Below are 19,352 nucleotides of genomic sequence, written 5' to 3'. Positions count from 1 at the left end.
GTATGTTGATATATTTTGACCCCCATGTATCCTGTGGCAGAATGTGCCGATGCCCGGAGGAGGAGAGAGATGATCGACTGGATAAGCACCGCGCCGGAAGTGGCGGATCCCGGTTACCTGCCGGGCGACGATCTGCGCCACCGCCCCGAAGCGGGCGGCAAGGCCCGGGATTCGCTCTTCTGGCAACTGATGATGCCCGATCACGAACTGGGCTTTCAGTGCTATCTTTACCTCACAGGCGAAGGCAAGGCGGGTTTCAACCTCATCCTCTGGGGGGGCGAGAGAAAACCTTACGTGATCGAGCTTGTGCAGGGCGAGGTGCCCGAGAGCATGGATTTCGACGATTTCCGGCTCGAGGGGCTCGAGGTGCGCCAGCCCGCCGATCAGCGCACCGCACTGGTACGCTACGAAAATGCCAGGGTGAAGCTCGAATACAGCTTCGAAGGCTTCCACGATCCGTTCAGCTACCGCTCGAACCCTGACGGGCTGCCGTCGTGGTTCGCCCACAACCGGCTGGAGCAATCGGGCTGGGTCAAGGGGTTCATCGAATGGGACGGCAGGCGTGTCGCGTTCGACCGTGTCGGCCACCGCGATCATTCCTGGGGCGTGCGGCACTGGCAGGCGCCGCAGCACTGGAAATGGTTGGTGGGCTACACGCCCGACGCCAGCCGCGTGGTCAACGCCTGGATCTGGCAGGCCTACGGGGACTGGGGCGTCGGGGGCTATGTCATCCGCGACGGAGAGCTGGTGCCCATCGCCAGCGTCGAGCAGAAAGCCCAGTTCGACGACAACATGACCCAGCGCAGCATCGCGGTGGCGATCACCGACATTCGCGGCGGCGCCTGCGAGCTGGAGATGGAGCGCTTCGGTCTCGTCAAGCTGCCCACCGGCGGGCGCTATGCCACGATCATCATGGAGGCCGCCTGCCGCGCCCGCATCGATGGGCGCCCGGCGGCTGGGCAATTCGAATGCCAGTGGCCGCAGGGCTATCTCGACAACCTCATCGAGCTGAAGAAACAGGGCGCATGAGCTGGACCTGGGACGAGTTCACCCTCGCGGCGCTGTCCGAGTTCCTCAAGGCCAAGGGGCTCTACGGCGGCGCGCCCGAACCGCGCGCCATCGGCGACGGGCACTCGAATCTCACCTATCTGATCCGCGTGGCGGGCGGCAACGCCGTGCTGCGCCGCCCGCCGCCGCCGCCTTTGCCCAAGGGCGCGAACGACGTGCTGCGCGAGGCGAAGGTTCTGAGCGCGCTGGCCGGCCAGCCGGTGCCCACGCCGACCGTCGTCGCCGTGGCGCAGCCGGGCGAGGTGCTGGACGTGCCCTTCTACATCATGTCCCACGTGCCGGGCCATGTCCTGACCACCGAGCTGCCGCCGGCCTTCGATGCCGTGCGCGACGGCAAGGCGCTGGCCTTCGGGCTGGTCGAGGGGCTTGCCCAGCTTCATGCGGTGGACTGGCGTGCCGTTGGCCTGTCGGATTTCGGGCGACCCGAGAATTTCAACGCCCGCCACCTGTCGCGCCTGAAGGCTCTGATGGAGGCCCGCAAGGGGCCGGTGCCGGGCTTCCTCTCCGATATGGCGACCGCGCTCGAGAGCGACGCGCCGCCGGAAAGCGGCGCCGCGATCATCCACAACGATTACCGGCTGGGAAATGTGATCTGGTCGGTGGAGGCTCCGCCACGGCTGCTTGCCGTACTCGACTGGGAGCTGGCGACGCTGGGCGACCCCCTGTTCGACCTGGGTTATTTCGCCTGCTGCTATCCGGTCGCGGGCGAAGTGCTGACCCCCACGCAGGAACTGTCCTCGGTCTTCCTTTTGCCCGGCTGCCCGCCGCGCGACGCGGTGCTCGCGCATTATGCGGAGCTGACCGGCGCAGACATGAGCCGCATTGGCTGGTACGCGGCGATGGCGGCGTGGAAGCTCGCCGTGCTTTACGATTACCAGCATCGCGAGGCGCGGGATTCCTACTACGCCGACGCCACACAGGCGCCGCGCTTCATCGCCGCCGCCGAGCGGTTTCTGGCCGCGCCGCTGACCGTTTGAGGAGGCCTTATGAACGATCCGCTTCTGATCGACATTGCGGACGGGGTGGCGATGCTCACCTTCAACCGCCCCGATGCCCTGAACGCGCTGAACGGCGCGCTCCGGGCGGCTCTGGTCGGCGTGCTGGCCGAGCTCGACGCCGATGACAGCGTTCGGGCCATCGTGCTGACGGGCACGGGCCGGGCGTTCTGTGCCGGGCTCGACGTGAAGGAACTGGCCGCGTCGGGCAGGAACGTCACCGAAAACGTGTCTGATGGTGATATCGGCGGCGCGTTCACCCGCTGCGGCACGCCGGTGATCGCGGCGATCAACGGGCTGGCGGTGACCGGCGGGTTCGAGATAACGCTGTGCTGCGACATGGTGGTGGCCGCCGAAAGCGCCTGGTTCCGTGATAGCCACGCGGTGATCGGGCTGCTGCCCGGCTGGGGATTGTCGCAGCGGCTGCCCCGGGTGGCGGGGGCCTGTCTGGCCAAGGAAATCTCGCTCACCGCGCGCAAGGTGAGCGCGGAAGAGGCAGCGCGGATCGGCTTCGTCAACCGCGTGGTGCCGGATGACGCGCTGATCCCGGAGGCGCTGGAACTGGCACGCGCGGTGGCCCAACACCCGCGCGCGGGAACGCGGAATATCAAGGCCTTGATCGACGGCGGGCTTGCCCTGCCGTTGGGCGAGGCCTTGGCATTCGAGGCGAGCTTCGCGCAGGAAAAGAACAGTGAGGTGATCCTCACCCCGCCGGACGCATCAGGAAAGGGAGTTTAGGCATGAAGATCGTGGTACCTGTAAAACGCGTGATCGACTACAACGTGAAGGTCCGTGTTAAGGCCGACGGGAGCGGTGTCGATCTTGCGAATGTGAAGATGTCGATGAATCCGTTCGACGAGATCGCGGTGGAAGAGGCGATCCGGCTGAAAGAGTCGGGCAAGGCCTCGGAGGTGATTGCGGTCTCCATAGGGGTGAAACAGGCGCAGGAGACGCTGCGCACCGCGCTGGCGATGGGCGCCGACCGGGCGATCCTGGTGGTCGCCGCCGAGGACGTGCACAGCGATATCGAGCCACTGGCGGTGGCCAGGATCCTCGCCGCCATCGTCAGGGACGAGGAGCCCGGCCTGGTGATCTGCGGCAAGCAGGCCATCGACAACGACCTAAACGCCACCGGCCAGATGCTGGCGGCGCTGACCGGCTTCGCCCAGGCGACCAACGCCAACACGTTGGCAATCGAGGGCGAGAGCGCCGTGGTGGCGCGTGAGGTGGACGGCGGGCTGCAGACCATCAGGGTCTCGCTGTCGGCGATCGTCACCACCGACCTGCGGCTCAACGAGCCGCGCTATGCCAGCCTGCCCAACATCATGAAGGCGAAGAAGAAACCGCTCGACGAGAAGACGGCCGGCGACTACGGCGTCGATGTCGCCCCGCGGCTGGAGGTGGTGAAGACCGTCGAGCCCACGGCGCGTGCGGCGGGGATCATGGTGGGCTCGGTCGATGAGCTTGTGGCGAAACTGAAAGACGCGGGGACGATCTGATGGCGGTACTTCTTCTTGCAGAAATCACCGACGGGGCGCTGGCGCTGGATGCCACCGCGAAGACGGTCACCGCGGCGCAGTCTCTGGGCGAGGTGACGGTGCTGGCGGTGGGCGCGCAGGCCAGGGCGGCCGCGGCCGAGGCCGCGACCATTGCCGGTGTGGCCAAGGTTTTGGTGGCCGAGGATGCGCTTTACGGGCACCGCCTGGCGGAGCCTACCGCGGCGCTGATCGTATCGCTGGCCTCTGGCTACAGCCATATCGTCGCGCCGGCGACGACGGATGCAAAGAATATCCTGCCGCGGGTCGCGGCGCTGCTGGACGTGATGGTTCTCACCGATGTCACCTCCGTGGTGGATGCGCAAACCTTCGAGAGGCCGATCTATGCGGGCAATGCCATACAGACGGTACGCTCGAAGGATGAAAAGAAGGTGATCACCTTCCGGACCTCGACCTTCGAGGCGGCGGCCATGGGTGGATCGGCGGCGCTCGAAGACGTGGCGGCGGGCGAGAATCCGGGGCTTTCGGAATGGGTCGAGGACAAGGTGGCGGAGAGCGACCGCCCCGAACTGACCTCGGCCAGGATCGTGGTGTCGGGCGGGCGCGGCGTGGGCTCGGAAGAGGATTTCGCGATCATCGAGGCGCTTGCGGACAAGCTGGGTGCTGCGGTGGGTGCATCGCGGGCGGCGGTCGACAGCGGGTTCGCGCCGAACGACTGGCAGGTCGGTCAGACGGGCAAGGTCGTGGCGCCGGAGCTGTACATCGCTTGCGGGATTTCCGGGGCGATTCAGCACCTTGCGGGGATGAAGGATTCGAAGGTCATCGTCGCGATCAACAAGGACGAGGAGGCGCCGATCTTTCAAATTGCCGATTATGGCCTGGTCGCCGACCTCTTCGAGGCGGTGCCGGAGCTGACCTCGAAGGTCTGAACGGGCGCCCGTCCATCTTTCCATAAGTACTCAAGACAAGGCCCGCCAGCGATGGCGGGCGCAGACTGCCGACAAACCCCTGAGCACAGCCAGGGGTTTGCGATTCGTCGGGAACGGCATGCGCGCCCGTTCGACCCACCGATGACGCCGCTTACCGGTTCCTCAACCTGCCTTCGGCGAGATCTGAGCACAGAGCGGGCGGCATCGAGCACATTGGTGTGTCCATTCCTGAAACATGGGTAACAGATCGTACCCCGCAGGGCCCGACCCAATCTGCAGAGGGAGGTGAACACGGTTTGCGATCAAGGATTTCGCGCCTCGCGCAAAGCTTGCTTTACCATATGCCGACCAGACCATAGGGTCGGTGAATGCGGTATCTTGATATTGAATTTTCAGAAGATTTCCTGACGGCTGACCGTGGCGGGGACGGTGCGCGGCTGACATTCACGCGGCAGGAAAGAATCCTGCTGCAACATTTTACGGCCAATAACGGACGCCTGCTCAGCCGCAATGACCTGCTCTCTGTTCTCGGCGGGCAAAGCGAGACCATCAGCGACCGTCATGTCGATTTCCTGATCAACCAACTCCGGCGCAAGCTTCAGGACGCGCCGCGTGCGCCCCGCTTCATCCGCACGCAATATGGCGAAGGCTATGTCTGGATTGCGCCGCACGCGTCGGTGAATGCCGAAAACCCGGATGCGTTTCTGATCATCGGACCCATCCGCGGTCTGACGCGCGGCGGCGCGGAGGCGGGGCGCTATCTCGCCAAGCTCCATCAGGCGTTTCAGTCGGCCCTCGGTTCCGACAGGACGGTGATTGTCGCGGAGTCCGGCAGGGTCGCAACACGGCATTTCAGCATCGAATTGGTCTTTCATCGTCACGACGATGTTCTTCACGCCGCGCTTCTTCTAAGGCATGCCGGCCAGTTTATCGGCATGAAACGGGTCGATCATCGCGCAGGCAGCAATGCGGTCGGGATAGAGGACATCATGCAGGCCATCTGGTCGCATCTCGCCCTGCCGCCGCAAAGCGGCGGGCTGCCCGATGACCTGCCGCCATGGATCCGCCAGCACGACGCGGCGCTCACGCTCAGCGGCAATCCCGACAAGGTCAGTTGGCGGGACAATGCGCGCATGCTCGAGCGCGCCATGGCGGAAAGCCCGCATGATCAACGGCTGGACGTGATGTGGGCACTCAATCTCTATGCCCGCCTGCTGCAGAGCATGAGTGAACCGGATCAATGGCTTTCCCATGAGGAGTGGCAGGCGATCGAGCGGGAGATTGAAGAGACAAGCCTGTCCGTTCTGGGCGCGCTGCCAAAGATGCCCGAAATGGGTCTGGCCGTCGCCAAGCTGCTTCTGTTCGTCAACAACGAACATACGGCGCTCGCCGAAAGTCTGGTGGATCAGGCGCTCCGACATGGTTCCGCCTTTGCCACCGCCGCGGCCCTACGCGGAGAAATCGCGGCGATCGAGGGAGACATCGACGCCGCGTGCCAGCTCTACGACGAGGCGCTGGAACTCGCCGAGCCGGGCACGGAGTTTTTCATCTATCTGATGCTGCTGAAGGCCGGTGCGCTGCGCGCCGGAAACAGGCTCGACGCGTTGCAGGCGCTCGCCGAGCGTCTGCGCATGACAGCGCCGCTTGCGCATGCCCGCCTGGGTCTGCTGCTCGCGCCCGAACTGAACGAAAGCCATATGAGCCGGACGGTCGCGGGCGCCGCGCTGACATCGGCCATCGCGGCGCACATGCTTCAACTGCTCTACAATGTGTTCGGTCGCCGCTTCAAGAAACGCGAGCATCGCCGGAATATCATGAACGCACCGATCGCGGCGTTTTCGGCCGCCTTTGGCGAAGATGTCGTCAGCGAGAGCATCAGATCCGGCGTATCCGATCCGGCCTAAGCCCGGCGTGGCCGCGATAGACTGCGGCGCTTGGGCGGGGCGGGTGACGACCATGACACCGACGGTGGAAACTTGCGAAAAGTCAAGAAAATCGCCGTTTCAAATACTGAGCAAACATTTCTGTGAGATGACCGGACCGTTCTGTTTTGCGCAGGCGGGGGCCGATCTTCGGCCCGTCCAGCGCCGCTTGCCGCTGCCGGAACGTGTTTGTGACCGGTCATGATTGGACGTGTATATGCCCATAATCCCAGCTTTTCCTCGCCCCTTTCTCTTCGGCCGGTCCGGAAATATCGCCATTTCGGCGATGCTGGCCTCGACTTTGCTGGCGACCGGCGCACTTGCACGCGCAGACGATCGTCCGACGCGACCTGCCGAAGAGAGCGGGGGCGTTGCCGATCAATCGTCGGAGGCGGTGAGGGCCGCGCTGCAGGAGGCAACCGCCTTCGGTCGCAAATCGCTTCTTGCCAGTATCGTCGAAAACGCCCGGTTGACGCCAGAACGCGCCGATCTGATCGAGACGGAGGCGCGGAGGCTTCGCCCCGATCTTGGCGCATCGATCGCCAGGGCAGCCGCATCCGGCCGTCACCTCGCAACCCTGTTTCCCGAGGCTTCGGTGTCCGGAGGGGCCCGGACAAAACCTTCGGTATCCGCCCCGACCGCGCGCGACACGCCGTATCCCGGGGGCAATCCCAGCATTCCGAAAGAGGCGCTCAGTGAATATCAGCGCAATTATTCGCTCGATGCCATGCACGCCGATGCCGCGCTGGCAAAGGGTTACACCGGCAAGGGCGTTGTCGTCGGCGTGATTGACACAGGAATCGCCATCAGCCCCAACGGGACTGTTCACCCTGAATTCGAAGGCCGCGTCGATCCTCGTTCAAAAAGCTACCTTTACTGGTTTGACGCCAGTGTCGAGGGCGAGGACTTGACCGAGGAACAGTTTGAGGCCGCTTTCGAACAAGGCCCGGACGACCCCTATGATATCGATGGCCACGGAACCCATGTCTCCGGAATTATTGGCGCAGGTCGCAACGGTTTCGGCATGGAGGGGGTTGCCTCGCAGGCAACCATTCTCTCCGTTGGAGCGATACCGGGAGGCGATGGCGAAGTCTTCGTTGACGGCGAGGATTTCGATATCGATGATTTGCAGTATTGCGGGCCATCCCTGTTGAATGGAACCTGCGAGCCCATCACCGGTTCACGCGTTCCCGATACTGTGGGGTTTGAATATCTGTCGCAGTTTTCGGATGTGAAGGTTATCAATGGCAGCTTCGGTTCCACTGCCGAACCAGATCAGAAAACCTGGGATATACCTGTCGAGGAGCAAGCTCAGTTCATGGCAGATGCCAAGGCCATGCGGCAAAGCCTTGATGCCGGTCAGGTGATCGTCATGTCTGCGGGCAATGAGTTCCTTGAGGCTCCAGTCCTTGCGGAAAATCCTTTCAGCAATGGCCTTTTCCCCTTCATTCAGCCGAAAAATGAAGCGGCTACGAACGCGTCGGGCAGTCTGGTCTATGATGATCATGGCACCGGGCTTGACCTCAGTTTCACATCCGCCGAAGCACTGGCGGCTGCAGAAAAACAGGATGGTATTGCCCGCGGGCGGGTCGTCGTCGTCGTCGCGCTCGATGCCTATAATCAGATCGCCAGCTATTCCAACAGATGCGGCGTTGCAAAAGAGTGGTGCATTGCCGCGCCGGGTGGGGATCAGCCATCAGGAGCGGACAGCGGTATTTATTCGACCGTCCCTGAAGATCTGGTTCCCAGTGGCTATGATTCCTACTCAGGCACCTCGATGGCCGCGCCGAATGTGTCGGGCGCCGTCGCCGTCCTGACCGAGGCCTATCCGAGTTTCACGCCGGCGGAAATCGTCGAAATCCTGTTCATGACCGCCGAGGATCTGGGCGCCGCGGGGATTGACGCGGTCTATGGTTGGGGGCTGGTGCGGCTTGACCGCGCGCTTTCGGTCGGACCGGTCGGCATGACCGGCGAAGGCGTTTACACGGTCGGCGCGGACGGTTCCGACACGACCTGGATCGTATCGTTTACGAGCGACGGAAGCCTTGAGAAGCAGGGCGGCGGCACGCTTTCCATCCTCAACGCCGCAACCTTCAGACAGGGCGCGGGCGTCGAAGGCGGATTGCTGGCGGTTGATGGCTTCCTGACGACGACGGACCTGCATGTCGGCAGAAACGGCACGCTTGGCGGTACCGGGCGCGTTGTAGCCGATGTGAATGTCGACGGCACGCTTGCGCCCGGCCAGTCGCCCGGCACGATGACAATTGCCGGCAATGTGCGCCTTGCGCCGACGGCAACCACGGAAATCGATGTCGATGGCACGGGGACAGAGAACGGCGCCGGCAATTACGACCGCATTCTCGTGACCGGCGCGGGCAATGACTTTGCCGCCAACGGCACCCTTCAGCCAAGGTTGCGCGGCATTTCCGGCGCCGCCACCAATACCTTCACGCCAATGCCCGGCGAGCTTTTCACCTTTGTTCAGGTCGCAGATGGCAGCGTCACGGGCAGTTTCTCTGGCCTGGACCAGCCGGATGCGGGTCTTGCGCCGGGCACGCGCTTCGATGTGCTCTACGCGGCGGATGCGCTTTCGCTGGCCGCCACGCCGGAGCGCTATGCCGATCTTTCCGCATTCGGCGTTTCCGCCACGCAAAACGAAAGAGCGTTGGGCACCGCGATCGACAGAAGCCGGCCCGCGGCGGGCCTGCGCCCCGATCCCGTCTATAATGACAGTTTCAACACGCTTTATGCAGCCGATATCGACGCGCTTGCCGGAGGGCTCTCGTCGCTGACCGGTCAGCTCCATGCCGAGATGGGCACCAGCGCCGTCCGTGCCATCGGCCGCTTTGCCGACCGCATCGGCGAGCGCCAGCTGGGCCTTGCTTCCGGTTGGCTCTCCGAGACGGGGACGCCCTATGGTGCCGGCGAGGTCTGGGTCAGCGGCAATCACGCCCATACGGACGTGGGCTCATCCGGCGCAATCTCCGGCTATGACGTCAACGCCAATAATGGCGCGTTCGGCATCGACTGGAATTTCGGGCAGACCGTTGCCGGCGTCGCGGGCTCCTATGAATATGCCGACGTCTCGGCAGATACGAACGGCGACGGCAATATCGGCACCTACCAGGCCGCGGCCTATGCCACGTTTGAAACCGCCGGCCCGACCGTGGCCGTGCGCGGCGGGCTTTCCTATGGCGACCTTTCAACCAGCCGGCTGACCACGCTCGGCAATTATGCCGCTATGGCCAACGCCTCGGGCCACGGCGTGGGCGGCTTTGCCGAAGTCAGTGCCTTTCAGGATTTCGAGATGGAGGTGCTGACCCTGACGCCATCCGCCACGCTGGGCTATCGCGGTTTCCATCGCGATGCCATGACCGAGACGGGCAGTCTTTTCGCGCTGTCATTGCCGGATGAAACCTTCTCCGAAACGCAGACCACGCTGGCCCTGTCCGCCTCGCATCGCTTTGCATTCGACAACGGGCTGAAGCTGGAGCCGGTGTTGAGCGCAGGCTGGCGCCATGACTTCGGCGATCTGGACCGGTCCTCGAGCCTTGCCATCTTCGGCAGCGGCTTCGATGCATCCGGCGCGGATATCGGGCGCAACGCCTTTGTCGGCCACGTTTCCGTCAATGCCATCGCGTCGGACCGTTTCACCTTCGGCGCAAGCTACGAGGCGGAGCTCAGAGACAATCTCACCAGCCAGACCTTTTCCGCCAATGCCGGCCTCAAATTCTAGAGAACCATGTTCAAGCCAAAACAGGGGATATAGTTTCATGAAACACGCTCGTTCTCACGTCACGTCGTCATTGCTGGCCGGGGCAGGTCTTCTGGTCGTTGCAGGCCTGACCGGCTGCGAAGTCTCAGACGGCTCCATGCCATCGGTTTCGACCGCGCCGAACTATCAGGCGACCGCGGCCGCGCAAAAGGACATGAAGGATCCGGTTGTGGGGAAATGGAAAATGTACCCGGCAATCGGCCCGACCAAACGCAACTGCTCGATCGAGTTCAAGGCGAGCGCCTTCAACGCGCACAAGGGCCGCGTCAGCACGTTTGCCTGCAACCAGGTCGAGGGCCTCGGCAGCATCAACGGCGTCAGCCGCATCAATGGCTGGGAACGCAAGGGCCGCACGATCATCCTGTCGGGCATCGCGACGCCCAATATCGGCTCGTTCGACCTGCCGATCGATTCCTACCGCGACCGCGTCTACGGCAGCACCAAGGACGACATCCGCTTTGTGATGGTTCGAGATTGAGTTCCAGCGGCAAGCGCAGATGCGGCCGCGCCGGTTCAGCCATCCGACCCTGGCACGCCTAAAATTCTCCGTCTCAATTGGCCTTGCGCAGGGTTGTATCGAAGGTGCCCTGTCGGCAGTCGTTCGTATCAGCGGCCGCAAACATGCTATCCCCGCCGCAGCGACAGCCGAGAAGCCGCCTTGAGCAGTGGCAATTTCGTCGTCCAGGGAAAGCGCATCAAAGACGATCCCGGGGGCACTATCCTCGCTGAGGTAGAAAGGCTCGCTCATCCCATCCGGCCACCAGGAAACGGACGCATCCATGATGGTGGACGACGCGTCGCCACCCATCAGCGAAACCTCGATCGTCAGGGCGTTCTTGCCGCACCTCTCGGCCTGTTTTCTCGATGTACTGCCCGGGAAACGCATCCTCTAAACGAATGCGCTGGCCGGTGGCTGGCGGCCTGCCGCAAACGACTTTGCGACGGCGACCATCACCCTTTCCGATCGCCCAAATGGCCCAAAATATCGTGCGCAGGCGCTGCAGGAAAGTCGTGCGGATCGCGAGAAACATGAAGAGCTCGGGTTTCACGATGGCTGGGGCACCGTGGTGGCGCAACTGGCGGAATGCGTGGAGACCAAGGCATAGTGGCAGGACAGACTGGAGCGTCTCCGGTCAAGGTGGAAACGTTCTGCGGCAGGGAATTTGCGCCAGAACCAGAGGCGCGGGTGCAGTGGTTGGGATATTTTCTCGGCATTGTCTGTTGCACACCCGTTTGCATCGACATAACGAGGAGAACGAGCGCACGGCTGGACAGCTCTGGCCCGGACCGCGGTAGGATGAAAACTCGGCTGCCATGACGAAAACAATGACGATCACAGGGCGTCTGATACGGGCTGTCGGGCCCGCGATGGCTCCCATTTCCCTTCGGGAATCCATCAGGGCGGGGCTCGGCGCCACGCTCGGTCTTGTCATCGTGGGACTGTTCGTCCTGGCCCCGACGGTGGATTTCAGGCTCGGGCTCTATCTCGTGGCGCCCTTCGGCGCGACTTCGGTTCTGATCTTCGCGGTGCCCAACAGCCCTTTGGCCCAGCCATGGTCGGCAATCGTCGGCAATACGCTCGCCGCGGTTGTCGGCGTTGCCGTGTGCCTCACCGTTTCTGAACCGACGCTCCGCATCGCCCTGGCCGTGGGGCTTGCGATCGCGCTCATGAGTCTCGCCCGCGCCGTCCATCCGCCGGCCGGCGCTGTCGCCATGACCGCGGCCATGAGCCCCGATGCCATTCAGGAACTCGGGTTTCGTTTCGCCATCACCCCCGTGGCAACCGGAACAACGCTTCTCGTCTTCATCGCCTGGATCTACGCGCGCACGACCGGCCGGCGATACCCATTCCGGCATTTCGAGGAGCAGAATGTCCAGGGAACGAATGACCAGCCGCCGGTCGAGCGCCTCGGTCTGAGCGAGGCCGAACTGGTCGATATCCTGCAACGGTATCGGCAGTCCCTGAACCTCGGCGTGGAAGATCTGGCAAGGCTCATCGGAGCGGCGGAGCTGCAGGCAGCCAGCCATCAGACGGGCGCCGTGGCCGTCTCCGACATCATGTCGCGCAATCTCATTACGGTCGGCCCGGACACTCCGCTGCTCGAGGTCGCCGATCTGTTCGAACGCCACAGGTTCACCTCACTGCCCGTGGTCGGACGGGGCGCTGAGTTCATGGGCGTGATCTTTCAGATTCACCTCATCAGTCAGGCGGCGAGAGAAGCCTTGAACCACGATCGCAGTTTCATTTCCGCGTTCCGGCAAATGCTCGGACGCGAACAACTCAAGCCCGCAATTGCCCGGGACATCATGCAGGTGCGCGGTCCGCGCGCGGCGGCAACGACCCCGTTGAGCGCCTTGCTGCCGATGATGGCCGATGGAGAGGTCGATGCGGTTCCGGTGCTGGAGAATGATCGCATCATCGGCATCGTGACAAGGACAGACCTTATTGCCGCTCTGGCGCGAAGCGCTGCACGCGAGACATAGTCTTCCGGGAGCGGCATGGTGACCGCGTGACCATGAGGCTTTTGCTGTTCATGGTTTGGGGGCGGATCATTTGCGCAGGAACCGGCCTGGCAGGTGCGCGTTGGTTCTCAAGGATGTCTTGAAGGGAGCGAGCACAGTGAGCAATCCCATTCGCACGCTGGTCAGGGAATATGGATGGATTCACCTTTCCCTCGGCCTTATCGGCAATATCGGCTTTTTCGTCGGAAGCATCTTCTTCCTGCCCTCGTTGGAGCAATACAAAACGCTGGGAGTCTGGCTGTTCATCATCGGCTCCTTCTTCATGCTGATTGGCGCGTTGGGGCGGCTACTCGTGGACCTGGGCGACGAAAGGCGATGATCGTTGCCATTCTCTCGCCCGGCGAGTTCCTTCATCCACGCTCCGGGCCGAAGGCTTTCTGAGATGGGCTGCGCCTTCACATTGTCCGGCCAGTGTCGGCACACCGCGCGTCAGGAGTTCCTGGTCATGAGAACCTCAGCTGTGATCTCCATGAAGAAACGGCCCTCGATCACAATCGGTCTGAATTGAAGTCACATCCTGCGTTCTGGGGCGAGAATATCCCGCCTGCGTTTTGCGTCAGCGGCTTGCCCTCCGGCTTGCGTGGGATCATGGCATCCGCCGGTCTCCACCAAATCTCCATCCTTTCTCGACCGAACATGGAACGGCGCGTGCCAGGTGCGGGTGAAGAACACAAGTCCGGACGCCTTTCATTCATCGCCGCTATGGTTGGCGTCATCGCCCTCGCATTGTTTCCGATTTTCCGCCACGAGAAGGCATGGCGATGATCATGAAACCGCCGGCGATCGGGTCGACCTATGTCAATGACTTACGCGAATGTTTTCCGGCTCCAAGGGGCTTGCTCCATATTTGCCTCTCAAAAGCCAGTCGCGCTGCCTGCCGCGTAGCAGGTAAAGGGCGGGAGCCAAAGCACTTCCCCAACATAGAATATGAGCTCACACCACAATCTGAATGAACGAAGCGTTGATCGCCTCCAAAAGTCCAAAATTCCGGATCGTGCTGTCAAAATTCCGGAACCGCGCGTCACGCTACATCGGCGTTTCCATGACGGACGACAACAACAGATGACGTGCGACACGGAAACGCCGTTCTATTCGATTTCCAGGATCAATAAAATCAATTGCTTACATCACCGTGCGACAAGTCGGTTTTTCGTTTCCGACACCCGAATTCCGTCTTCCGACGCCTGAAATCCGTCCTGAATTGAACTGCTACTCCTCCGGCCTGAAAATACGCACTAAAAAAGGGCCACTCCCGAAGGAACGGCCCTGAACAAACACCCGATTTTGGGGACTTCTATTTTTTCGACCGCCGTCGCTTCCTCGAGTGATCGGCTTCATGCCGCTGTAATGCCAGATTGGTATCGATGACGCTCCAATTCTCCGCCCAGAACGGATTCATCTCATCATCGCAGTCCATGCGAACAGCATAGGCCTCGGCAAAATCACCGATGTCGATCTCGCGCCGCTTCTCGCCGAGGCATTCTCCGATAGCTTCGATTGTGATTTCCATCGCGACGCCGAAGCGATAGTTGGCCGCATGAAACAAGATCTTGATGAATTCATCCTGGGCCAACAACTCGTCTGCCGGGGCTAAATCTGCTCGTTCGAGCAATGTTCTGATAGCATGCCGGAAATCCTTGCCATCAGTCCGGAAATCGAGTGGTCGCATCTCGATGGGGCGAAGTCTTCGCGTCAGCGTGGGGTCTTGGGTGACAAACTCCCTCCCTTCCGGTGTAGCAGTCAGGATCAGGCAAACCGGCCATTCCTGATTTTGCATCAGGTTTCGAAAGCGCTTGATAAATACGCCGATGCTGTCACTGGTCTTGTAGCGTCCGCTATCCTGAACCTCATCGAGATGCAGGGCGACAACGCCGTTATGCTTCATATGATGGACGACGCGCTGCGTCAGATAATCTTCATCCCGATTGGCCGTGACGGGGTATCCGAGAATACGAAGGATCTCCTTCAGCGTGTCCTTGACCGTGGCGCGACCTGGCACCACGATGCTGACAATTCTCGAACCGAACTGTCGTTTTGCTCCTGTGGATATGACCGTGTGGTACTCCGCGATGATTTCCTGAGCGATCCGTGACTTGCCTGCGCCGGCATCACCGATAAGTGCAGCCCCTTTGAGCTCGGTCTTGCCGTGTTTTAGACGCTGCTCGCGCGCTTCAAGGACAGAGAAAATACGGTCCCTGAAGTCCCAGTAGGTTTGAGTCTTGACAAAGTAGTCCTCCAGCCCGACCAGGCGTGCAGCAATTTTGCCGTAGGCGTCGAACTGATCAGCAATAGAATTCGTGCCGGTCATCGGGCGCCACCCGTGTGTCTTCTGCGTCTGATCGCGTCCGAACGAAACCGGTCCATCGGCGTTGGTATATCTTCGCGATATTCTTCCTGATCGTGATGTTCATCAGTGAACTCATTGTCCTGGATTTCAGTGCCCGCATACGGCGGATCCACGTACTCATCCTGACCGATGAATGGTCTTTCGTGCTGGCCCTTGCCAAAGCTCAGTTCCCGTTTGGCACGGTCGATTTCATCGCTGGTATAGCCCATGATGCCAATGTCTGATGTTCTGAGAATGTCATTGACAAGCTTTTCAGCATTTTCGATGGCTTCAGTCTGCGCCCCTTCGCGGGAGAGATTTTCCGCTTTGATGCGTTGCCGTGCCGCCGCTTTTGCCTCCTGCCATTGCCTTAGCGTTTTTCCGCGCATATCCGGATTAAGGCACGGGACAGCAATCAGTTCTTCATTGGCAACGACGAAGATACCACCGAGGTCGAAGGGGTCGACCTTGATCCTGACCTTTTCACCGGGCTTGGCAACGCGATCGTCCAGTCGGGCTAAGCGTTGATCGCGGGTGAACGCTTTTGCATAGGTCAAGCCCGCATAGCTGATGCCATTTTCGGTGATGTTCGCTTCAGCCTCAAAGCCGCATGCTTCGCGCAGTTGACCGGGTCGTGGCATCATCAAGGGATCGTAATCTTCGTGTTGGATGAGCTCATCCCATACCGCCGCCGGAGTCCTACCGTTCAGACCGCGATGGGGCGAATTATGGTAGCGGGCAATAAATGCGGTGAAAAGCTTATGGAGCTCGTCGTCAGTGATGCAGGCTTCCTCGCCAGGTTTCCTGTCGTTACGCGTTTGGGGGTTGTTGCTGGTGTAGCCCGGCAGATAACGTGCAAATTGCAGGTCACACGTCCGGAAAAAGCGCTCGATATGCCCACGCAGCCAGGAAACGCCTGCTGCCGTGTTCATCAGGGATGCTCCGAGAGTGCGCACGCCCTGGGCAAACATTGCTCCCCCAAAAGGTAACTTGCCGAACTCGGAGCCATTGTCATTGGCGACCTGTTGAATGGGGCAGCAATAGTTGTAGTGGCCTTCTTTGATGCCGATTTCTCTGAGCAGATAGGTCTTATCGGAAGCGGACATTCTCAAGGCTTCCAGGGAAGCGTCTACGGTTGGATGTTTGCTGATGGAAAAGCCCAGGATGCACCGGGTTGCAACATCAATCATGACCGTGATCCAGCGGCGAACTTTCTTGACCTTGCTGCGCTGCTCAGGCGTCATCCTGTTCCATTGTTCGCGGGTGATATCGAGAGTGACCAAATGGAACATCCATGCATCGATCTGAACCATTTCACCGGGGAAGCGTGCTGTCAGGCCCGACTCGACGCTGCCAAACTTCTTTTGGGCTGCCGCCAGCCCATTCCGCTGGATGCAAACCTCGAATGGATCCAGATATCGGTCGATCCAGCGCTCATAAGTCCGCTGAGATAGGATTCTAATCTTGTCTTTGCGGCCCTGTGATTTTCGCGCCTTGTTCTCTGCCTTCAAAACGTCGAAGAGGTGGCCAATGACTTTTTTCTTGCTCGGACACGTCGATGAAGCATACTTTCCCAGTTGTGCCATCACGAGGGCAAAATTTTCGAGCCTCTGAATTTCGGATTCTTCATGCTCCGCAACTGATTTTGCTCGGAGGAAGACATTTGGATTGGAGCCAAATTTCTTGATCTTCCTGTAATATTTCAAGAGAGAGTCAGCGCTAGGTAGCTTGTGAAACTTCTGAGTGGAGTTTACGCGATCCGTGCCATAGCGCAGGCGAGCCTGATAGCGTTCGAATTCGTCGAGCATCTGGGGCCGAAGTGCGTCCACAGCTGCGCGGGTCAGCTTCATGCCGTTATCCCGAGCTCGACGTATCATATTGGCGCAGAACCACTTGAGTTCAGCGGTATAGCGCTGTGCCTTGGTCGCGCCGTATAGATCATGACCGCCATAAATCTCTCGGTCCTGCTGACGAGATGGACTATAAAATCCCCGATCAATTACCAGATGCTCGGTCTCAATGAGGTGAGCTATCTCGTTGATGCGGAGGTCCCGAAGATCGACGCCGCCATCCGGCCTTTTGACGCTCAAGCGGTAAAGATTGATCTCACCCGGGTTGTTTTGATTTGCGTTCTGGGCGCGAGATTCATTGCCCTTAATGAAGCGCCTCTCCACGACCTCGTTTCCCTCAAGGGTAACGCGATCCAGGCCGGTTAGTTTGCCAAAGACGTCGCTGGAGAAGTTCATGCTGCCGCCCTCCAGATGATGGACTGCGGCGCGATGGGGTCAAGCAGGCGCTTCGTGAGATCACCATCGCCAATTAGCCGGATCGCAGCGCGCCGGCCGCGGTTCCCAAGCCCGGACCTGTCAACAAGGTCCTGAAGCAGAAACCGATCCCCAAGATCATCCGCTACCTCCTGGACGATACGATCCGCTTCGGGGTCCCAACCTCGTCGGGCCAGGTGAATGAGCCGGGCGCATTCTCGATAGACGGGATGGAAATGGTAGCGGGATGCCACCACGATACGATCGGCGGTTTCAGTCGAGCACTGCTCTGCGATTTTCCGGATTTCCTCTAGGTAGGATGGCCGCCGGGCTTTCTCGTCATATTTGACGGAGACAAGCACTTCCTCGCTGTTTCGAAGAAGCAGATGCGCATCCATGAGCGTATGCCTGTCCTTGCCGGCATCATCGACATAATCGATGCGGGTCAACTGTTCCTTGAAGTTGACGGTATCGGGATGGGCGGCAAGGTTCAGATAAACCTGTGACTCCTCATATGAAGCGCACCAGAACTCCTGCAAGACGGTCGACCGGTGCAGCCGCGTGACAAAGGCAACTTTGCAGGAGCCACTGGATTTTCCGAGCTCGATCTTCTGCAGGTGTGAGCGCGATAGCCGATGCGGATCGTCGGGATCGGCAAGCGGCGGCGGCTGGATGGTGCAATCCCAGAGCTCGGGTTGATTGGCGTAAGGGTGTTCGGACGGGATTTCGAAATTCACGTGCCGTGCAATAGGCATAGGTTCTCCTTGCCCGAGAAGCCTGGCTTCTCGGGTCTGTTCAATTCAGATTTTGAGGAGAAGCGACACCCTTCCCACCCCGGCACGAGCGTGCTATTGAGGTGGTCTCGACGAAGGAGCATCTGCTTCTTTTCGGAAGGGCGTGATTGTTAGAGCAATCACGCCTTTTCTGTTTTGGCCTTGGCCATATATGTTTTGCCTGTGTTCGTTTCCTTTCCTGTCCAGCATTTGCGAGCGGTAGGCCGCCCGAATTTGGTTTCAGCTTAGACGCAGGGGTTCAGCGAGAATCCGCGAACGCTACCCTCCAAGCGGGAACTCGCTCATATAGCGTGAAGACTGTACGCGTTTTCTTCCAGAATATCTCTTTCCATACACAGTTCCTGATAAATGCGAATTTCTTAAAGTGTTTTGAATTTAGCATTCGCCGTGCCGAATGAAGTTCACCTGGCCGGCAGCTTCTTAGCCTATTTTCTTGATGACGTTTCGTCGGGAGTTTCCGGATAAAATATATCCGGATCGAGCTTGAGGTATGTTGCCATTGCGCGCACAACACGCCGCGACTGTTTCTTTCCATTCAGAACCGCACTTACGGTCGCTTTGCTCACCTGAATGTGGTCAGCCAGATCACTTGAGCTTAGCGCTCTGTCAAGCATCACATTCCTTAAGAACCGCCCTCTGTCTTTCGGTTTGGACAGGTCGAAGCGGATCGTTCGGTAAGTCATAGGTTCATTCCTGAGAACGATTCGGTTTCTTGATTTCGGCAAGCGATTCGTAGCCAGCGCGATTCTTGCGGTCAAGCAGGGAGTGAAAAAATATGCTAAACTGTATATTCTCGACTTGCCGCCGGCTTAACGATGAGGCGGTATGATAAAAAGTTGAAAATGCTCATTTTTTCTCATAAAAATGCGAAAATTAAACCACCTGGAATTGTAAAGCCGTTAGATTCAACGAGTTAGTGAAATTGGGCTTTGTGCGATAAAATAGAAAATAATTCTATTTTTCGCACTTTTCAATGGTTTTCGCCGAAATGTTCTAGCTTTGTTCCGCCGCGCTTCTGTGCCACAAATCCTTTGAGGGTGGTCAAGCAATTGAGTAGGGCGATGACCAATCCGCGATCCGAAAGGCTGGCGTTGAGGGTAACAGGGCATCCGCACCGTAGCCGGTTTTCCAGTGAGTAGATTTTCTTTCGCGTAAACGGGCTTCGTAATGCTCACAGAGTCCACCCCCGCAGAAGGCGGAGTTCAAGAGATGGCTCGGGAAATCTGCACAGCGGGGATAAGTGGAATTTCTGCCTGAGAT

15 protein-coding genes are annotated in these 19,352 nt (G+C 60.0%); 11 read left to right on the top strand and 4 right to left on the bottom strand.

Going from position 1 to position 19,352, the window contains the following annotated elements:
* Window positions 1-69 precede the first annotated feature (69 nt).
* The 11 genes from V6766_RS14220 (at window position 70) to V6766_RS14170 (ending at window position 13,027) form a co-directional block, all read left to right on the top strand.
* The gene (locus V6766_RS14220) at window positions 70-1,029 is read left to right on the top strand and encodes a DUF7064 domain-containing protein (protein WP_448467462.1); all 960 of its coding nucleotides are present in this window, start codon (window positions 70-72) and stop codon (window positions 1,027-1,029) included.
* Entirely contained in the window at window positions 1,026-2,045 is a 1,020-nt protein-coding gene (locus tag V6766_RS14215; RefSeq protein WP_448467460.1) for a phosphotransferase family protein, read from the top strand. Before V6766_RS14220 ends, V6766_RS14215 begins: the two co-directional genes overlap by 4 nt.
* Before the next feature lie 9 nt (window positions 2,046-2,054).
* A complete protein-coding gene (locus V6766_RS14210) occupies window positions 2,055-2,801 on the top strand; it encodes an enoyl-CoA hydratase (RefSeq protein WP_448467458.1) in 747 nt (248 codons plus the stop codon).
* 2 nt (window positions 2,802-2,803) lie between these two features.
* The gene (locus V6766_RS14205) at window positions 2,804-3,562 is read left to right on the top strand and encodes an electron transfer flavoprotein subunit beta/FixA family protein (protein ID WP_448467456.1); all 759 of its coding nucleotides are present in this window, start codon (window positions 2,804-2,806) and stop codon (window positions 3,560-3,562) included.
* Window positions 3,562-4,488, top strand: a complete 927-nt coding sequence (locus tag V6766_RS14200) for an electron transfer flavoprotein subunit alpha/FixB family protein (RefSeq protein WP_448467454.1) — start codon at window positions 3,562-3,564, stop codon at window positions 4,486-4,488. Before V6766_RS14205 ends, V6766_RS14200 begins: the two co-directional genes overlap by 1 nt.
* A gap of 368 nt (window positions 4,489-4,856) precedes the next feature.
* Window positions 4,857-6,392, top strand: coding sequence for a winged helix-turn-helix domain-containing protein (locus V6766_RS14195; RefSeq protein ID WP_448467452.1), 1,536 nt, complete (start codon window positions 4,857-4,859; stop codon window positions 6,390-6,392).
* A 235-nt stretch (window positions 6,393-6,627) separates the two neighbouring features.
* A complete protein-coding gene (locus V6766_RS14190) occupies window positions 6,628-10,146 on the top strand; it encodes a S8 family serine peptidase (protein ID WP_448467450.1) in 3,519 nt (1,172 codons plus the stop codon).
* Between the two features lie 37 nt (window positions 10,147-10,183).
* Window positions 10,184-10,663 (top strand): hypothetical protein, encoded by a 480-nt coding sequence (locus tag V6766_RS14185; protein ID WP_448467448.1) that lies wholly within the window; start codon window positions 10,184-10,186, stop codon window positions 10,661-10,663.
* A 424-nt stretch (window positions 10,664-11,087) separates the two neighbouring features.
* Window positions 11,088-11,291, top strand: a complete 204-nt coding sequence (locus tag V6766_RS14180) for an SRPBCC domain-containing protein (RefSeq protein ID WP_448467669.1) — start codon at window positions 11,088-11,090, stop codon at window positions 11,289-11,291.
* 262 nt (window positions 11,292-11,553) lie between these two features.
* A complete protein-coding gene (locus V6766_RS14175; protein ID WP_448467446.1) occupies window positions 11,554-12,669 on the top strand; it encodes an HPP family protein in 1,116 nt (371 codons plus the stop codon).
* 136 nt (window positions 12,670-12,805) lie between these two features.
* Window positions 12,806-13,027: a YrhK family protein gene (locus V6766_RS14170; protein ID WP_448467444.1), complete on the top strand. Its 222-nt coding sequence runs from the start codon at window positions 12,806-12,808 to the stop codon at window positions 13,025-13,027.
* A gap of 975 nt (window positions 13,028-14,002) precedes the next feature.
* Here V6766_RS14170 and V6766_RS14165 read toward each other — a convergent pair.
* The 4 genes from V6766_RS14165 to V6766_RS14150 all read right to left on the bottom strand — a co-directional run bounded on the left by V6766_RS14165 (window position 14,003) and on the right by V6766_RS14150 (window position 18,775).
* Window positions 14,003-15,016 carry a TniB family NTP-binding protein gene (locus tag V6766_RS14165; RefSeq protein ID WP_448467442.1) on the bottom strand — a complete coding sequence of 338 codons (1,014 nt, stop codon included), beginning with the start codon at window positions 15,014-15,016 and terminating at the stop codon, window positions 14,003-14,005.
* Complete coding sequence (locus V6766_RS14160; RefSeq protein ID WP_448467440.1) at window positions 15,013-17,280, bottom strand: hypothetical protein; 2,268 nt, start codon at window positions 17,278-17,280, stop codon at window positions 15,013-15,015. Before V6766_RS14160 ends, V6766_RS14165 begins: the two co-directional genes overlap by 4 nt.
* The gene (locus V6766_RS14155) at window positions 17,277-18,035 is read right to left on the bottom strand and encodes a hypothetical protein (protein WP_448467438.1); all 759 of its coding nucleotides are present in this window, start codon (window positions 18,033-18,035) and stop codon (window positions 17,277-17,279) included. The genes V6766_RS14160 and V6766_RS14155 overlap by 4 nt, the downstream gene beginning before the upstream one ends.
* Before the next feature lie 482 nt (window positions 18,036-18,517).
* Window positions 18,518-18,775, bottom strand: a complete 258-nt coding sequence (locus V6766_RS14150) for a helix-turn-helix domain-containing protein (protein ID WP_448467436.1) — start codon at window positions 18,773-18,775, stop codon at window positions 18,518-18,520.
* Window positions 18,776-19,352 lie beyond the last annotated feature (577 nt).

The organism is Martelella sp. AMO21009 (genome assembly GCF_053484295.1).
The sequence above is the reverse complement of the archived record's forward strand: the minus strand, read 5'-3'. Positions and strand labels throughout refer to the sequence as shown.

Coding starts and splice junctions, on each gene's coding strand:
- V6766_RS14150 (WP_448467436.1), bottom strand. CDS start 18,775: ATGACTTACCGAACGATCCGCTTCGACCTGTCCAAACCGAAAGACAGA.
- V6766_RS14200 (WP_448467454.1), top strand. CDS start 3,562: ATGGCGGTACTTCTTCTTGCAGAAATCACCGACGGGGCGCTGGCGCTG.
- V6766_RS14175 (WP_448467446.1), top strand. CDS start 11,554: ATGGCTCCCATTTCCCTTCGGGAATCCATCAGGGCGGGGCTCGGCGCC.
- V6766_RS14205 (WP_448467456.1), top strand. CDS start 2,804: ATGAAGATCGTGGTACCTGTAAAACGCGTGATCGACTACAACGTGAAG.
- V6766_RS14215 (WP_448467460.1), top strand. CDS start 1,026: ATGAGCTGGACCTGGGACGAGTTCACCCTCGCGGCGCTGTCCGAGTTC.
- V6766_RS14190 (WP_448467450.1), top strand. CDS start 6,628: ATGCCCATAATCCCAGCTTTTCCTCGCCCCTTTCTCTTCGGCCGGTCC.
- V6766_RS14160 (WP_448467440.1), bottom strand. CDS start 17,280: ATGAACTTCTCCAGCGACGTCTTTGGCAAACTAACCGGCCTGGATCGC.
- V6766_RS14185 (WP_448467448.1), top strand. CDS start 10,184: ATGAAACACGCTCGTTCTCACGTCACGTCGTCATTGCTGGCCGGGGCA.
- V6766_RS14220 (WP_448467462.1), top strand. CDS start 70: ATGATCGACTGGATAAGCACCGCGCCGGAAGTGGCGGATCCCGGTTAC.
- V6766_RS14195 (WP_448467452.1), top strand. CDS start 4,857: ATGCGGTATCTTGATATTGAATTTTCAGAAGATTTCCTGACGGCTGAC.
- V6766_RS14165 (WP_448467442.1), bottom strand. CDS start 15,016: ATGACCGGCACGAATTCTATTGCTGATCAGTTCGACGCCTACGGCAAA.
- V6766_RS14210 (WP_448467458.1), top strand. CDS start 2,055: ATGAACGATCCGCTTCTGATCGACATTGCGGACGGGGTGGCGATGCTC.